Source organism: Pseudomonas palmensis (assembly GCF_017848315.1).
In the GTDB taxonomy this organism is placed as follows: domain Bacteria; phylum Pseudomonadota; class Gammaproteobacteria; order Pseudomonadales; family Pseudomonadaceae; genus Aquipseudomonas; species Aquipseudomonas palmensis.
The window spans coordinates 62,718-78,013 of record NZ_JAFKEC010000009.1 but is presented as its reverse complement, the minus strand read 5'-3'; the positions used below and the strand labels follow the sequence as shown (position 1 = coordinate 78,013).

At 63.4% G+C, this 15,296-nt stretch carries 15 protein-coding genes; 14 read left to right on the top strand and 1 reads right to left on the bottom strand.

The window, feature by feature from the left end; all coding sequences use genetic code 11:
* Positions 1–11: 11 nt before the first annotated feature.
* From tilS to ispD, 6 genes are all read left to right on the top strand, one after another.
* Positions 12–1,295, top strand: a complete 1,284-nt coding sequence (tilS, locus tag JZZ72_RS07985; RefSeq protein ID WP_210014263.1) for a tRNA lysidine(34) synthetase TilS — start codon at positions 12–14, stop codon at positions 1,293–1,295.
* A 271-nt stretch (positions 1,296–1,566) separates the two neighbouring features.
* A complete protein-coding gene (locus tag JZZ72_RS07980; protein WP_043863268.1) occupies positions 1,567–3,195 on the top strand; it encodes a CTP synthase in 1,629 nt (542 codons plus the stop codon).
* Between the two features lie 3 nt (positions 3,196–3,198).
* On the top strand, positions 3,199–4,044 hold the full coding sequence (kdsA, locus tag JZZ72_RS07975) for a 3-deoxy-8-phosphooctulonate synthase (RefSeq protein WP_043863269.1): 846 nt from the start codon (positions 3,199–3,201) through the stop codon (positions 4,042–4,044).
* Positions 4,045–4,199: 155 nt separating this feature from the next.
* Positions 4,200–5,489, top strand: a complete 1,290-nt coding sequence (gene eno, locus JZZ72_RS07970; RefSeq protein WP_043863270.1) for a phosphopyruvate hydratase — start codon at positions 4,200–4,202, stop codon at positions 5,487–5,489.
* A gap of 160 nt (positions 5,490–5,649) precedes the next feature.
* Positions 5,650–5,928 (top strand): cell division protein FtsB, encoded by a 279-nt coding sequence (gene ftsB, locus JZZ72_RS07965; RefSeq protein ID WP_043863271.1) that lies wholly within the window; start codon positions 5,650–5,652, stop codon positions 5,926–5,928.
* The gene (gene ispD / locus JZZ72_RS07960; protein WP_054914996.1) at positions 5,925–6,635 is read left to right on the top strand and encodes a 2-C-methyl-D-erythritol 4-phosphate cytidylyltransferase; all 711 of its coding nucleotides are present in this window, start codon (positions 5,925–5,927) and stop codon (positions 6,633–6,635) included. The genes ftsB and ispD overlap by 4 nt, the downstream gene beginning before the upstream one ends.
* Before the next feature lie 95 nt (positions 6,636–6,730).
* On the opposite strand, the gene JZZ72_RS07955 is transcribed toward ispD, so the two are convergent.
* The gene (locus tag JZZ72_RS07955; RefSeq protein WP_043863273.1) at positions 6,731–7,627 is read right to left on the bottom strand and encodes a LysR substrate-binding domain-containing protein; all 897 of its coding nucleotides are present in this window, start codon (positions 7,625–7,627) and stop codon (positions 6,731–6,733) included.
* 106 nt (positions 7,628–7,733) lie between these two features.
* On the opposite strand from JZZ72_RS07955, the gene JZZ72_RS07950 reads away from it, so the two are divergent.
* The 8 genes from JZZ72_RS07950 to rpoS all read left to right on the top strand — a co-directional run bounded on the left by JZZ72_RS07950 (position 7,734) and on the right by rpoS (position 14,873).
* Entirely contained in the window at positions 7,734–8,846 is a 1,113-nt protein-coding gene (locus tag JZZ72_RS07950; protein ID WP_210014262.1) for an S-(hydroxymethyl)glutathione dehydrogenase/class III alcohol dehydrogenase, read from the top strand.
* A gap of 8 nt (positions 8,847–8,854) precedes the next feature.
* Positions 8,855–9,703 (top strand): S-formylglutathione hydrolase, encoded by an 849-nt coding sequence (fghA, locus tag JZZ72_RS07945; protein WP_210014261.1) that lies wholly within the window; start codon positions 8,855–8,857, stop codon positions 9,701–9,703.
* 76 nt (positions 9,704–9,779) lie between these two features.
* A complete protein-coding gene (gene ispF / locus JZZ72_RS07940; RefSeq protein WP_043863276.1) occupies positions 9,780–10,253 on the top strand; it encodes a 2-C-methyl-D-erythritol 2,4-cyclodiphosphate synthase in 474 nt (157 codons plus the stop codon).
* Positions 10,250–11,308 carry a tRNA pseudouridine(13) synthase TruD gene (gene truD / locus JZZ72_RS07935; RefSeq protein WP_043863277.1) on the top strand — a complete coding sequence of 353 codons (1,059 nt, stop codon included), beginning with the start codon at positions 10,250–10,252 and terminating at the stop codon, positions 11,306–11,308. The genes ispF and truD overlap by 4 nt, the downstream gene beginning before the upstream one ends.
* On the top strand, positions 11,296–12,045 hold the full coding sequence (surE, locus tag JZZ72_RS07930) for a 5'/3'-nucleotidase SurE (RefSeq protein WP_043863278.1): 750 nt from the start codon (positions 11,296–11,298) through the stop codon (positions 12,043–12,045). Before truD ends, surE begins: the two co-directional genes overlap by 13 nt.
* Positions 12,045–12,722: a protein-L-isoaspartate(D-aspartate) O-methyltransferase gene (locus JZZ72_RS07925; RefSeq protein ID WP_162484879.1), complete on the top strand. Its 678-nt coding sequence runs from the start codon at positions 12,045–12,047 to the stop codon at positions 12,720–12,722. Before surE ends, JZZ72_RS07925 begins: the two co-directional genes overlap by 1 nt.
* Positions 12,723–12,896: 174 nt before the next feature.
* Positions 12,897–13,757, top strand: coding sequence for a peptidoglycan DD-metalloendopeptidase family protein (locus tag JZZ72_RS07920; protein WP_043863279.1), 861 nt, complete (start codon positions 12,897–12,899; stop codon positions 13,755–13,757).
* 108 nt (positions 13,758–13,865) lie between these two features.
* Positions 13,866–14,873 carry an RNA polymerase sigma factor RpoS gene (gene rpoS, locus JZZ72_RS07915; protein WP_054914992.1) on the top strand — a complete coding sequence of 336 codons (1,008 nt, stop codon included), beginning with the start codon at positions 13,866–13,868 and terminating at the stop codon, positions 14,871–14,873.
* Positions 14,874–15,296: the final 423 nt, after the last annotated feature.

The following is a 15,296-nucleotide window of genomic DNA, read 5'->3' as shown; positions in this document are numbered from 1 at the left end:
AAGGGCCACCGATGATCGACCTGCGCAACACCCTGTCCCCCTGGCACCAAGCTACCGGCTGGTGCGTCGCCCTCTCTGGCGGCCTCGACTCCACCGTCCTGCTGCACCTGCTGGCCCAACAGCCGGCTGCGCCCCTTCGTGCCCTCCATGTCCACCACGGTCTGCAAGCCGCTGCCGATGCGTGGCCGGCCCACTGCCAGCGCCTGTGCGACAGCCTGGGCGTACCGCTGGACATCATCCATGTGCACGTCGCCCCAGGCGCCAGCCTGGAGCAGGGCGCCCGGGACGCGCGCTATGCAGCCTTCGCCCAGGCCCTGCGCCCGGGCGAACTGCTGCTGACCGGCCAGCACCGCGACGACCAGGCCGAGACGCTGCTGTTTCGGCTGTTGCGCGGGGCCGGCCTGCGTGGCCTGTCGGGAATGCCGGCGCAGCGGGCGCTGGGGCAGGGCAGCCTGCTGCGACCCTTGCTGGATACCCCGCGTGATGAACTGCTGGCCTACGCCACCGCGCATGGCCTGCACTGGATAGAAGACCCCAGCAACGATGACACCCAGTTCTCGCGCAACTACCTGCGCCACCAGGTGCTGCCGGCGCTGACCCGACGCTGGCCCCAGGCGGCGCGCAGCCTGGCGCGCAGCGCCGCGCACCTGGCCGAGGCGCAGGGCCTGCTCGATGAAGTGGCGCAGCAGGACCTCGCACAAGCCTCGACCCCTGATGCCTTCGCCTGGTTGGGCTGCCCGTCGCTGGATCTGGAGGTGCTGCGCCAACTGTCCCCGGCACGCCAGCGCAACGCCCTGCAGTACTGGCTGGCGGCGCGCACGCGCCTGCCGGACACCCGCCACTGGTCGGGTTGGGAAGACGTGCGCGATGCCGGCGGCGAAGGGCGTCCTGTATGGCGCCTGGCCGATGGCGAGCTGCACCGCAGTGGCCTGCGCATCTACTGGCTGGGTGCGCACTGGCTCACGCCGCCGGCGCAGCCGGGCCCCTGGCTCGACCCGCGCCAGCCGCTTGCACTGCCCGGTAATGGCCAGTTGACACTAAGCGGCAGGTTGCCGCAGGGCCCGCTGCAGGTGCGCTATCGCCAGGGCGGCGAGAGGATGGCGATCGAGGGCAGAGGCCATCGCGACCTCAAGCGGTTGCTCAACGAGCGCCAGCTACCCTTGTTCGCCCGCCAGCGCGTGCCGCTGCTGTACCGCGACGGGCAGTTGCTGGCGGTGGCCAACCTGCCGGGGCTGGGGCTTGCCGACGGGCAACTGCACTGGTGCGTACCGACAAGCGCGCAAGGTTTGAGATGAAAGGGACATTCCGGTAGACTACGCTCCCTTCTTGATACAACTTCTGTGACTTCATCTGAATCACGGCAGTTGCCGATTACCAAGCAGTTTTTTGCTGGGCGATTCTAAAAATGTTTAGCGAGCTCCTTACCGGGTTTTCAACCCCCGGTCTGACCAGGCGCGGCAGTTTTTTAAGATGCACTGTGATTGACGCAGGTGATCGGGGGCTTCGGCCTTCCTTCGCTTTCCCCGGCGGCACTGACCGCTTTAACGCAGACTTCTAGGGTTTTTCATGACGCGCTACATATTCGTCACGGGCGGTGTTGTTTCTTCATTGGGGAAAGGCATTGCCTCGGCTTCATTGGCGGCCATCCTGGAGGCGCGGGGGCTCAAGGTCACCATGCTCAAGCTGGACCCGTACATCAACGTCGACCCGGGCACCATGAGCCCGTTCCAGCACGGTGAAGTGTTCGTCACCCACGACGGCGCCGAGACCGATCTGGACCTGGGCCACTACGAGCGGTTCATCCGCACGACCATGACCCAGAACAACAACTTCACCACCGGCCGCGTGTACGAGCACGTGCTGCGCAAGGAGCGCCGTGGTGACTACCTGGGTGCCACCATCCAGGTGATCCCGCACATCACCGACGAAATCAAGCGCCGCATCATCAAGGGCGCCGGCGATGCCGACGTGGCCATGGTCGAGATCGGCGGTACCGTGGGTGACATCGAGTCGCAACCGTTCCTCGAGGCCATCCGCCAGCTGCGCTTCGAAGTGGGCGCCAAGCGCGCGATGCTGATGCACCTGACCCTGGTGCCGTACATCGCCACCGCCGGCGAGACCAAGACCAAGCCTACCCAGCACTCGGTCAAGGAGCTGCGCTCCATCGGCCTGCAGCCGGACGTGCTGGTGTGCCGTTCCGATCACCCGATCGACAGCTCGTCGCGCCGCAAGATCGCGCAGTTCACCAACGTTGAAGAACGTGCGGTGATCGCGCTGGAAGACGCCGACACCATCTACAAGATCCCGGGCATCCTGCACTCCCAGGGCCTGGACGACTTCGTCGTCGAGCGTTTCGGCCTGCAGTGCGGCAGCGCCGACCTGTCCGAGTGGGACGCGGTGGTCGATGCCAAGCTCAACCCCGAGCACGAAGTCACCATCGCCATGGTCGGCAAGTACATGGAACTGCTCGATGCCTACAAGTCGCTGATCGAAGCGATGAGCCATGCCGGCATCAGCAACCGCACCAAGGTCAACCTGCGCTACATCGACTCCGAAGACATCGAGAACCAGGGCACCGGCCTGCTCGAAGGCGTGGACGCCATCCTGGTACCGGGCGGTTTCGGCCTGCGCGGCGTGGAAGGCAAGATCACTGCCGTTCAATACGCTCGCGAGAACAAGGTGCCTTACCTGGGTATCTGCCTGGGCATGCAGGTGGCGGTCATCGAATTCGCCCGCAACGTGATGGGCTGGAAGGACGCCAACTCCACCGAGTTCGATCGCGCCAGCGGTCACCCTGTGGTGGGCCTGATCACCGAGTGGGAAGATGCCACCGGCGCGGTCGAGACCCGTACCGAAGCCTCGGACCTTGGCGGCACCATGCGTCTGGGCGCCCAGGAGTGCCAGCTGCAAAGCGGCTCCAAGGTGCACGACTGCTACGCCAAGGACGTGATCGTCGAGCGTCACCGTCACCGCTACGAGGTCAACAACAACCTGCTGCCGCAACTGATCGAGGCGGGCCTGGTGGTCTCGGGTCGTTCCGGCGACGGCGCACTGGTCGAAGTGGTCGAGTCCAAGGACCATCCGTGGTTCGTGGCCTGCCAGTTCCACCCGGAGTTCACCTCTACCCCGCGTGACGGCCACCCGCTGTTCAGCGGCTTCGTCAAAGCTGCATTGGCTCAAAAGAACAAGGCCTGATCCATGACCCAGAAGATCATTCGCGTCGGTAACATCGAGATCGCCAACGACAAGCCGTTCGTCCTGTTCGGCGGCATGAACGTGCTGGAATCCCGTGACCTGGCCCTGAAGGTCTGCGAAGAGTACGTGCGGGTTACCGAGAAGCTCGGTATCCCCTACGTGTTCAAGGCCAGCTTCGACAAGGCCAACCGTTCGTCGATCAACTCCTACCGCGGCCCTGGCCTGGAAGAGGGGATGAAGATCTTCGAAGAGATCAAGCGCACCTTCAACGTGCCGGTGATCACCGACGTGCACGAGCCGCACCAGGCGCAGGCCGTGGCCGACGTGTGCGACATCATCCAGCTGCCGGCCTTCCTGTCGCGCCAGACTGACCTTGTTGTCGCGATGGCCAAGACCGGCGCGGTGATCAACATCAAGAAGGCGCAGTTCCTCGCACCCCAGGAGATGAAGCACATCCTGAGCAAGTGCGAAGAGGCCGGCAACGACCAACTGATCCTCTGCGAGCGTGGTTCGAGCTTCGGCTACAACAACCTGGTGGTGGACATGCTCGGCTTCGGCATCATGAAGCAGTTCGAGTACCCGGTGTTCTTCGACGTGACCCATGCCCTGCAGATGCCGGGTGGTCGCGCCGATTCCGCAGGTGGCCGCCGTGCCCAGGTCACCGACCTGGCCAAGGCCGGCCTCAGTCAGGGGCTGGCGGGCCTGTTCCTCGAGGCCCACCCGGACCCAGACAATGCCAAGTGCGACGGCCCGTGCGCCCTGCGCCTGGACAAACTGGAGCCATTCCTGGCCCAGCTCAAGCAACTGGACGAACTGGTCAAGAGTTTTCCGACGGTAGAAACCGCGTAAACCTCGATTCTCCGGTAAAGTACCGCCCGTTCATCCCCTGACCCCCGGGTCAGGGGCTTGTCCTCGTCAGGCCTGCCCGTGCGCCGACCGCCTGTGACGGACCCGGTTTTTTTCTCAGCTGCGTTGTTTTCGTCAATTCTGGAGTGCTTACAACAATGGCAAAAATCGTCGACATCAAAGGTCGTGAAGTTCTCGATTCGCGCGGTAACCCTACCGTCGAAGCGGACGTACTGCTCGACAACGGCATCATCGGCAGCGCCTGTGCGCCGTCGGGTGCTTCCACTGGCTCGCGCGAAGCGCTGGAGCTGCGTGATGGCGACAAGAGCCGTTACATGGGCAAGGGCGTACTGAAGGCCGTCGCCAACATCAACGGCCCGATCCGCGACCTGCTGCTGGGCAAGGACCCGGTCGAGCAGAAAGCGCTCGATCTGGCGATGATCAAGCTCGACGGTACTGAAAACAAAGGCAACCTGGGCGCCAACGCCATCCTCGCCGTGTCCCTGGCTGCCGCCAAGGCCGCTGCACAGGACCAGGACCTGCCGCTGTACGCGCACATCGCAAACCTCAATGGCACCCCTGGCCAGTACTCGATGCCGGTCCCGATGATGAACATCATCAACGGCGGCGAGCACGCCGACAACAACGTCGACATCCAGGAGTTCATGGTGCAGCCGGTCGGCGCCAAGACCTTCTCCGACGCGCTGCGCATGGGCACCGAGATCTTCCACCACCTCAAGGCAGTACTGAAGGCCCGTGGCCTGAACACCGCCGTGGGTGACGAGGGTGGTTTCGCACCTAACCTGGCTTCCAACGAAGACGCGCTGTCGGCCATCGCCGAAGCCATCGCCAACGCCGGCTACACCCTGGGCACCGACGTGACCCTGGCGCTGGACTGTGCGGCCAGCGAGTTCTACGAGGACGGCAAGTACAACCTGTCCGGTGAAGGCAAGTCGTTCGATGCAGCCGGTTTTGCCGACTACCTCAAGGGCCTGACCGAGCGTTTCCCGATCATCTCGATCGAAGACGGCCTGGACGAGTCCGACTGGGCTGGCTGGAAGATCCTGACCGACAAGATCGGCGACAAGGTGCAACTGGTCGGTGACGACCTGTTCGTGACCAACACCAAGATCCTGAAGGAAGGCATCGACAAGAAGATCGCCAACTCGATCCTGATCAAGTTCAACCAGATCGGCACCCTGACCGAAACCCTGGAAGCCATCCAGATGGCCAAGGCCGCCGGTTACACCGCGGTGATCTCGCACCGTTCGGGCGAAACCGAAGATTCGACCATTGCCGACCTGGCCGTGGGTACCGCTGCCGGCCAGATCAAGACCGGTTCGCTGTGCCGCTCCGACCGCGTCTCCAAGTACAACCAATTGCTGCGTATCGAAGAGCAACTGGGCAGCAAGGCTGTGTACCGTGGTCGCGGCGAGTTTCGCGGCTAAGCCAGAGATGGTAAAAAGGCCGCAGTGTGAGGCTGAAAGACGCAGCTAATCTTTCAGCAACCCTGTGCAGCAAGTGCTTTCCCCACAAAGCCTGGCTTCGGTCAGGCTTCGTGCCATCAGCCCCTTGTGCACGGGCGGCCTTTTTCCAGTGGATACCCTGATGCGTAGTCCCTATTGGTTGTTCCTCGTCTTGCTCCTGTTGCTGGGTGGCCTGCAGTACCGTCTGTGGGTGGGCAACGGCAGCCTGGCCCAGGTTGCCGACCTCAAGCAGCAGATCGCCGACCAGCACGCTGAAAACGAGCGTCTGCTGGAGCGTAATCGCGTGCTTGATGCCGAAGTGCTGGAGTTGAAGAAAGGTATGGAAACCGTCGAAGAACGCGCTCGTCATGAGCTGGGTATGGTCAAGGAGGGTGAAACCCTCTACCAGTTGGCCCAATGACGGCGTCCCTGCCTGCCTTCTGGGCAGTGATTCCTGCCGCGGGTGTTGGTGCCCGCATGGCGGCCGACCGTCCCAAGCAGTACCTGCAACTGGGCGGGCGGACGATTCTCGAGCATAGCCTCGACTGTTTTCTCGACCATCCATGCCTCAAGGGCGTGGTGGTCAGCATTGCTGCCGACGACCCTTACTGGCCGGGCCTGGCCTGCGCCAGCGATACGCGCATCCAGCGTGCGGCAGGTGGGCGCGAGCGTGCCGATTCGGTGCTCAACGCCTTGCTGCTGCTGCATGCCCAGGGCGCGGCCGACAACGACTGGGTGCTGGTGCACGATGCGGCGCGGCCGAACCTGGCGCGCGACGATCTCGACCGCCTGCTGGGCGAGCTGGCGAATGATCCGGTGGGCGGGCTGCTGGCGGTGCCGGCGCGCGACACGCTCAAGCGTGCCGATGCCAACGGGCGGGTAAGCGCCACCATCGACCGCAGCACGGTGTGGCAGGCGTACACCCCGCAGATGTTCCGCCTGGGGGCATTGCACCGTGCGCTGGCAGACAGCCTGGTGGCGGACGTGGCTATCACCGACGAGGCGTCGGCCATCGAATGGTCGGGGCAGGCGCCGCGGCTGGTCGAAGGGCGCAACGACAATATCAAGGTGACGCGACCGGAAGACCTGGAGTGGCTGAGGCAGCGCTGGGCCAATCGCGGCAATTGACCGCGGTGGCCCATTCTCTGGCAAGCCAGCCTTGCACAAGGGACTGCAGTACGTTCAAGGGCGGGTGAACTGCCTGTGGGAGCCCGCGACGTTTTCTACACGCTGCGGTACTCAGGCAGCTGTCCCAACTTCTCCCTCAGATAATCCACCAGCTTGCGCACCTTCGGCGACAGGTGCCGCTGTTGCGGGTACAACGCCCACACCGCCGTATTCGGCGGCTGATGCGCTTCAAGCAGCGACACCAGCGCGCCACTGCCCAGATGCTCCAGCACGTAGTAGTCCGGCAACTGGCACAGGCCCATCCCCTGCAGCGCCGCATCCAGCACCGCCTGCCCGCTGTTGCAGCGCCAGTTGCCCTGCACCCGCTGACTGATTTCCCGGCCCTCCTGCTGCAAGGCCCAGATATCCGTGCTGCCGATCAGGCAGTTGTGCCGCGCCAGCTCCGACACGCTGTGGGGCCGCCCATAGCGCTCCAGGTACGCTGGCGAGGCGCACAGGTACATGCGCCGTGGGGCCAGGCGTGCCGCCACCAGGCGTGACTCCTGCAACCGACCCAGGCGAATCGCCATGTCCATGCCTTCGTGCAGCAGGTCGAGGGTGCGGTTGGTCAGCTCGATGTCCACCCGCAACTGCGGGTACTGCGCCATGAAGCGGGTGACCAGCGGCACGATGAAGCGCTCGCCATAGGCCACCGCACAGGTCATGCGCAGCAGCCCCTTGGGCTCGCTGGTCAGGTCGCCTATGGCGCGCAGGGCCTCTTCGCGGCCATCCTGCAGGCGCTGGCAGTGCTGAAGAAAGGTCTGCCCGGCCTCGCTCAAAGTCACCTTGCGCGTGCTGCGGTACAAAAGGCGCGTCTGCAGGCGATCTTCCAGGCGCGCCACCGCACGGCTCACGTGCGACGACGATACCCCCAGGCGCTCGGCTGCCGCAGTGAACTGGCCCGATTCGGCCACCGCGACGAATTCGTCGATCCCTTCCCAGCGGCTGCTCATCGATTATCCCTGCATGGCAATAATGTTTTGTGTTTGGCTCGATTATTAATCAAAAGACGATGAATTACACTTCACGCCTGAACTGAAACCTTTGTGGAGAACCTTGATGATCAAGTCCCGTGCTGCCGTTGCTTTCGAAGCCAAGAAACCGCTGGAGATCGTCGAAGTCGACGTGGCCATGCCCAAGGCCGGCGAAGTGCTGTTGCGCGTGATCGCCAGCGGCGTCTGCCACACCGACGCCTACACGCTGTCGGGCGCCGACCCGGAAGGCATCTTCCCGTCCATCCTGGGCCATGAAGGCGGCGCCATCGTCGAGGCCATCGGTGAGGGCGTGACCTCGGTGGCGGTGGGCGATCACGTGATCCCGCTCTACACCCCGGAATGTCGCCAGTGCAAGTTCTGCAAGTCGGGCAAGACCAACCTGTGCCAGGCCATCCGCGCGACCCAGGGCAAGGGCCTGATGCCCGACGGCACCACGCGTTTTGCCTACAAGGGTCAGCCGCTGTTCCACTACATGGGCACCTCGACCTTTTCCGAATACACCGTGCTGCCGGAAATTTCCGTGGCCAAGATCCAGAAAGAGGCCCCGCTGGAGAAGGTGTGCCTGCTTGGTTGCGGCGTGACCACCGGCATCGGTGCGGTACTCAATACCGCCAAGGTCAAGCCGGGTGACACCGTGGCCATCTTCGGCCTGGGCGGCATCGGCCTGTCGGCCGTGATCGGTGCGGTCAAGGCCAAGGCCAGCCGCATCATCGCCATCGACATCAACCCGGCCAAGTTCGAGATCGCACGCCAGCTGGGTGCCACCGACTGCATCAACCCCAAGGACTACGATCGCCCGATCCAGGAAGTGATCGTGGACCTGACCGATGGCGGCGTGGACTTCTCGTTCGAGTGCATCGGCAACGTGCAACTGATGCGTGCGGCCCTGGAGTGCTGCCACAAGGGCTGGGGCGAGTCGGTGATCATCGGCGTCGCCGGTGCCGGCCAGGAGATCGCAACGCGTCCGTTCCAGCTTGTCACCGGCCGCGTCTGGCGCGGCTCGGCATTCGGTGGCGTGCGTGGTCGCACCGAGCTGCCAAGCTATGTGGACATGGCCGAGCAGGGCGAGATCCCGCTGGACACCTTCATTACCCACACCATGGGCCTGGAAGACATCAACAAGGCCTTCGACCTGATGCATGAAGGCAAGAGCATCCGCAGCGTCATCCACTTCTGAGGTCTGCCATGAGCCTGGAAAACATCTCCTGCCAGAAGAGCTTCGGCGGCTGGCACAAGCGCTACCGGCACCGCTCCAGCGTGCTGGGGTGCGACATGGTGTTTGCCGTGTACCTGCCGCCGCAGGCGGAGCAGGGCGGCAAGCTGCCGGTGCTGTACTGGCTGAGCGGGCTGACCTGCACCGACGAGAACTTCATGCAGAAGGCCGGCGCGCACAAGCTTGCCGCCGAGCTCGGCCTGATCATCGTGGCGCCGGACACCAGCCCGCGCGGGCCACAGGTACCGGACGACCCGGACGGCGCCTGGGACTTCGGCCTGGGCGCGGGGTTCTACCTCAATGCCACCGAACAGCCGTGGGCCGAGCACTACCGCATGCACGACTACGTGGTGGATGAGCTGCCGGCACTGGTGGAGGCGCATTTCCCGGCCTCCGCTGCGCGCAGCATCAGCGGTCACTCCATGGGTGGGCACGGCGCGCTGGTGTGTGCCTTGCGCAACCCCGGGCGCTATGTGTCGGTGTCGGCGTTCTCGCCCATCGGCAACCCGATGGACTGCCCGTGGGGCCAGAAGGCGTTCAGTCGCTACCTGGGCGAGGAGCGTTCGCGCTGGCGCGAATGGGATGCCAGCGTGCTGATCGCGCAGGCGCAGGAAACGCTGCCGCTGCTGGTCGACCAGGGCGATCGCGACGACTTCCTGCAAACCCAGCTCAAGCCCGAAGTGCTGGCCCAGGCCGCGCAGGCGGCTGGCTACCCGCTGACGTTGCGCCTGCAGCCTGGCTACGGCCACAGCTACTACTTCATCGCCAGCTTCATCGATGACCACCTGCGCCATCATGCGGCGGCACTGGGGCGGGCGTAGGGCTAGTCCTACAAATAAGCCAAACCCCCGGCAAAGCAGGTAGAATCACGCCCTGACTCAATCAGGGCGTTTTTTTATGCGTATTGGCCACGGCTACGATGTGCACCGCTTCGCGGAAGGCGATTTCATCACCTTGGGTGGGGTGCGCATTGCGCACAAGTTCGGCCTGCTGGCCCATTCCGACGGCGATGTGCTGCTGCACGCGCTGAGCGATGCACTGCTGGGCGCCGCCGCGCTGGGTGACATCGGCAAGCATTTCCCCGATACCGACCCGCAGTTCAAGGGCGCCGACAGCCGCGTGCTGCTGCGCCACATCCTGTCGATCATCCATGCCAAGGGCTGGAAGGTGGGCAACGTCGACGCCACCATCGTGGCCCAGGCACCCCGGATGGCCGCGCACATCGAAACCATGCGTACCTTGATCGCCCAGGACCTGCAGGTCGAGCTCGACCAGGTCAACGTCAAGGCCACCACCGAAGAGAAGCTCGGCTTCACCGGCCGTGAAGAAGGCATCGCCGTTCACGCCGTCGCGTTGTTGCTGCGCGCATGACCGAACTCGAACTGCTCGGCCCGCAGGCAGCCGGGCCGGCGCTGGGCAGCGCCATCCTCAAGGCCACGGCCGAAGATTTCCAGGTCGATGAAGTGCTCGACATTCCCCTGTCGGGTGAAGGCGAGCACTTGTGGCTGTGGGTCGAGAAACGCGACCTCAATACCGAGGAGGCCGCCCGCCGCCTGGCCCGCGCCGCCGGCGTACCGCTGCGCACCGTGAGCTATGCCGGCCTCAAGGACCGTCAGGCGCTGACTCGCCAATGGTTCAGCCTGCACCTGCCGGGCAAGGCCGACCCTGACCTGAGCGCGGCTGAAAACGAAACCCTGAGCATCCTCAGACACACCCGCCACTCGCGCAAACTCCAGCGTGGCGCGCACTCGGCCAACGGCTTCACCCTGCGCCTCACAGCGCTCAGCGCCGATCACCAGGCCCTGGACGCGCGCCTCGAGCAATTGCGCATACAAGGCGTGCCCAACTACTTCGGCAGCCAGCGCTTCGGCTTTGCGGGCGGCAACGTGCACGATGCGCGCCAGTGGGCCGAGCGCAAGGCCCTGCCCGAGCAGCGCAATGTGCGCTCGCGGCTGCTGTCCAGCGCACGCAGCTACCTGTTCAACCGGGTGTTGGCCGAGCGGGTTGCCGATGGCAGCTGGCAACAGGCTCAGGTCGGCGACCTGCTGGCGTTCACCGACAGCCGCAGCTTTTTCGCGGCGGGCGAGGCCGAGTGCAGCGATCCGCGCCTGGCAATACTCGACCTGCACCCTACCGGGCCGCTGTGGGGCGAGGGCCTGCCGGCCACCAGTGGGGCAGGCGGTGCGATCGAGCAACGCGTGGCCGAACAGGAGGCAGCCCTGTGCCAATGGCTGGGCAATGCCAACCTCAAACAGGAACGGCGCATTCTGCGGCTGCCCATTGGCGGCTTGACGTGGCATTATCCCGAGCCTGATATCCTGCAACTGGAATTCGTCCTTCCGGCCGGATGCTTCGCCACCGTGGTGGTGCGCGAACTCGTCGATCTGGTGCCGGCAGGGCAGACGGACAGCCCATGCGTATTCTGATTTCGAACGACGACGGGGTCACCGCACCCGGTCTCGCCGCGCTGCATGCTGCGCTGGCGGATTATGCCGAGTGCGTGGTGATTGCCCCGGACCAGGACAAGAGCGGCGCCAGCAGTTCGCTGACGCTCGACCGCCCGCTGCATCCGCAGACCCTGGCCAACGGCTACATCAGCCTCAACGGCACACCGACCGATTGCGTGCACCTGGGCCTGAACGGGCTGCTGGAGCATCCGCCGGACATGGTCGTCTCGGGTATCAACCTGGGCGCCAACCTGGGCGATGACGTGCTGTACTCGGGCACGGTCGCCGCGGCGCTGGAAGGTCGATTCCTGGGGGGCACCTCGTTTGCCTTCTCGCTGCTCTCGCGCCTGCCGGACAACCTGCCCACTGCCGCCTATTTCGCGCGCAAGCTGGTCGAGGCGCATGCAAGCCTTGAGCTGCCACCGCGCACCGTACTCAATGTGAACATTCCCAACCTGCCGCTGGAGCACATCCGTGGCATCCAGCTGACACGCCTGGGGCATCGTGCACGTGCGGCGGCGCCGACCAAGGTGGTCAACCCGCGCGGCAAGGAAGGCTACTGGATCGCGGTGGCCGGCGACGCCGAGGATGGCGGCCCGGGTACCGATTTTCACGCGGTGATGCAGGGCTATGTCTCGATCACCCCGCTACAGCTTGACCGCACCTTCAACGATGCCTTCGACCGTCTCGAGGGTTGGCTGGAGGGGCTGCTCTGATGCGAGAGCCGGAGGATCTGATGCGCCATGGTATCGGTTTTACTTCGCAGCGAACCCGTGAACGGCTGATCCAGCGTTTGATCGAGGAAGGCATCAAGGACCAGCGGGTGCTCGAGGCCTTGCGCAACATCCCGCGGCACATGTTCGTCGACGAGGCGCTGTCGCACCGTGCGTATGAAGATACCGCCCTGCCCATCGGCAACAACCAGACCATCTCGCAGCCGTTCATGGTCGCGTACATGAGCGAGGTGCTGCTGGAGGACGGTCCGCTGGACAAGGTGCTGGAGATCGGCACCGGGTCTGGCTACCAGACAGCAGTGCTGTCCAGGCTGGTGGAGCGGGTGTTCTCGGTAGAGCGCATCAAGCCCCTGCAGGACCGCGCCAAGGAACGGCTGGTCGAGTTGAACCTGCGCAACCAGGTGTTCCGCTGGGGCGACGGTTTCGAGGGATGGCCGGCACTGGCCCCCTACAATGGCATCATCGTCACCGCCGGCGCACCCGAAGTGCCCCAGGCCTTGCTCGACCAGCTGGCACCGGGCGGGCGCATGGTGATACCGGTGGGCGCCAGTGGCGAGACACAGCAATTGCTGTTGATCGTGCGCGAAGAACAGGGCTTCTCGCGGCGCAAACTGTGTGACGTACGCTTCGTGCCGTTGCTCAATGGAACATTGAGCTGAGTCGATTTTTTTCGCGGGCGTCGAATTCCCGGTGCATTGCCGGGTCTATGGGGCGTGCGGTTTCTTGAACGATCGCACAACCTGGCAAGCAGTTGATCTGCATTGCCTGTGCGCTCGGTTATAATTGCAACAATATTGCATTCCTACATCGGTCACCACATAAGGGAGCGGCGGGTGAGTCACACAGTCATTCGGCAGCGCATGGGTCTATCGAGCTTAAAGCTTCTGGTGATTGCACTCGCCTTGGGAACCCTGGTTTCAGGGTGTTCCAGTTCATCTTCGAGCAGCGTGCGGGTGGTCGACCGCAACAGCGCCGCGCCCAAGCGCCCGGTGGTCACTACGGGGCAGTACGTGGTTCGCCCGGGCGATACGCTGTTCTCGATTGCCTTTCGCTACGGCTGGGACTACAAGGAGCTCGCTGCGCGCAACGGTATCCCGGCGCCCTATACCATCCGGCCCGGCCAGGCGATCCGCTTCGGCTCCGGCACGGCTACCAGCAGCGGCTCGCGGGTGGTCACCTCCACCTCGCCCTCCAGCAAGACCACGGTCACCCGTCGTCCGGCAGGTACCCCGGCACCGGCAAAAACCACGTCTCCAGGCGGTACCAGCGCGCCGCCCGTCGTCGCCACCACCCCCGTCCAGGTGCCGGCTTCGGAGCGTTCGGCCGGTGGCTGGGCATGGCCGGCCAACGGTGTGCTGATTGGAAAATTCGCTTCAAACGGTAGTTTGAATAAAGGCATTGATATCGCCGGTGATTTGGGACAGCCTGTTTTTGCTGCGTCGGATGGTTCCGTTGTGTACGCCGGAAGTGGCTTGCGGGGCTACGGTGAACTGGTAATCATCAAGCACAGCGATACCTACGTCAGTGCCTACGGTCACAACCGCAGGCTGTTGGTTCGGGAGGGACAGCAGGTCAAGGTTGGGCAGACAATTGCCGAAATGGGGTCCACGGGCACCGACCGGGTGAAGCTTCACTTCGAGATTCGCCGCCAGGGCAAACCTGTAGATCCGTTGCAATTCCTGCCACGTCGTTGATAAGCATGTACCCGGCCTGTTCCTTCGCGTAGTGGGGACAGGCTCAGCGTTGCCAAGGATAAAGGCGCCGCTTGAGTCTGAGTTCGAACTCAGCAAAGGACTATAACAATGGCTCTCAGTAAAGAAGTGCCGGAGTTTGACATCGACGATGAGGTGCTCCTTATGGAAACCGGCATCGTTTTGGAAACGGATGTGGTGTCAGACGAACCTGCTGTATCTCCGGTTCGGACCCGGGCCAAACAAGGCTCACCGCTCAAACAGCACAAGTACATCGATTACACTCGAGCACTTGATGCAACTCAGCTCTACCTCAACGAAATCGGCTTTTCGCCCCTGCTTTCCCCGGAAGAAGAAGTTCATTTTGCGCGTTTGTCGCAAAGTGGCGACCCTGCCGGGCGCAAACGCATGATCGAAAGCAACCTGCGCCTGGTGGTGAAGATTGCGCGCCGCTACGTCAACCGCGGTCTATCGCTGCTCGACCTGATCGAAGAGGGCAACCTGGGCCTGATTCGCGCAGTCGAGAAGTTCGACCCCGAGCGTGGGTTCCGTTTCTCGACCTACGCCACCTGGTGGATCCGGCAGACCATCGAACGCGCCATCATGAACCAGACGCGCACCATTCGCCTGCCGATCCATGTGGTCAAGGAACTGAACGTCTACCTGCGTGCAGCACGCGAGCTGACCCAGAAACTCGATCACGAGCCGTCACCGGAAGAGATCGCCAACCTGCTGGAAAAACCCGTAGGCGAGGTCAAGCGCATGCTCGGCCTGAACGAGCGCGTGTCTTCGGTGGACGTTTCACTGGGCCCGGACTCGGACAAGACCCTGCTCGATACCCTCACCGACGATCGTCCCACCGACCCTTGCGAGCTGTTGCAGGACGACGACCTGTCCCAGAGCATCGACCTGTGGCTGAGCGAACTGACCGACAAGCAGCGTGAGGTGGTGATTCGCCGCTTTGGCCTGCGCGGGCATGAGAGCAGCACCCTGGAGGATGTCGGCCTGGAGATTGGTCTTACGCGGGAGCGGGTACGTCAGATCCAGGTGGAGGGCCTCAAGCGGCTGCGGGAGATCCTGGAGAAGAACGGTCTGTCCAGCGAGTCGCTGTTCCAGTAACTGCGACGGCTGTGAAAAGGCGCCTCGACCCAGTCGAGGCGTTTTTGTTCGTGGCTGTCTCAAGCGCTCAGACACGCGCAGAAACACCGATACCACGGCGGCAACCTTTCCCGGTTGCGTATTGTTATTGGATTTGTAGGTTATCGCTTACAAGATCCGTAAGCCTTTATATCAAGCGGGTGTAAATTCCAGTCGGTTTTGACGTGGTATTTTGTCTAACCAATTGATATTGAAAGAGTTTATTGTGAGGTGGCGTCACCTTCCGGACTTTTTTTGAGAGCTTTTACCAGTTGCTCTGCCGGCTGCAGGGGATAGTATCTGAACTGTGTCTACGGACTGACACAGGTTCTCAAGGATGAGCGCCAAGGACATCGCGGGATGCGATTCATCAGGATGATGATAGGGAATACAGGGACTACGGAA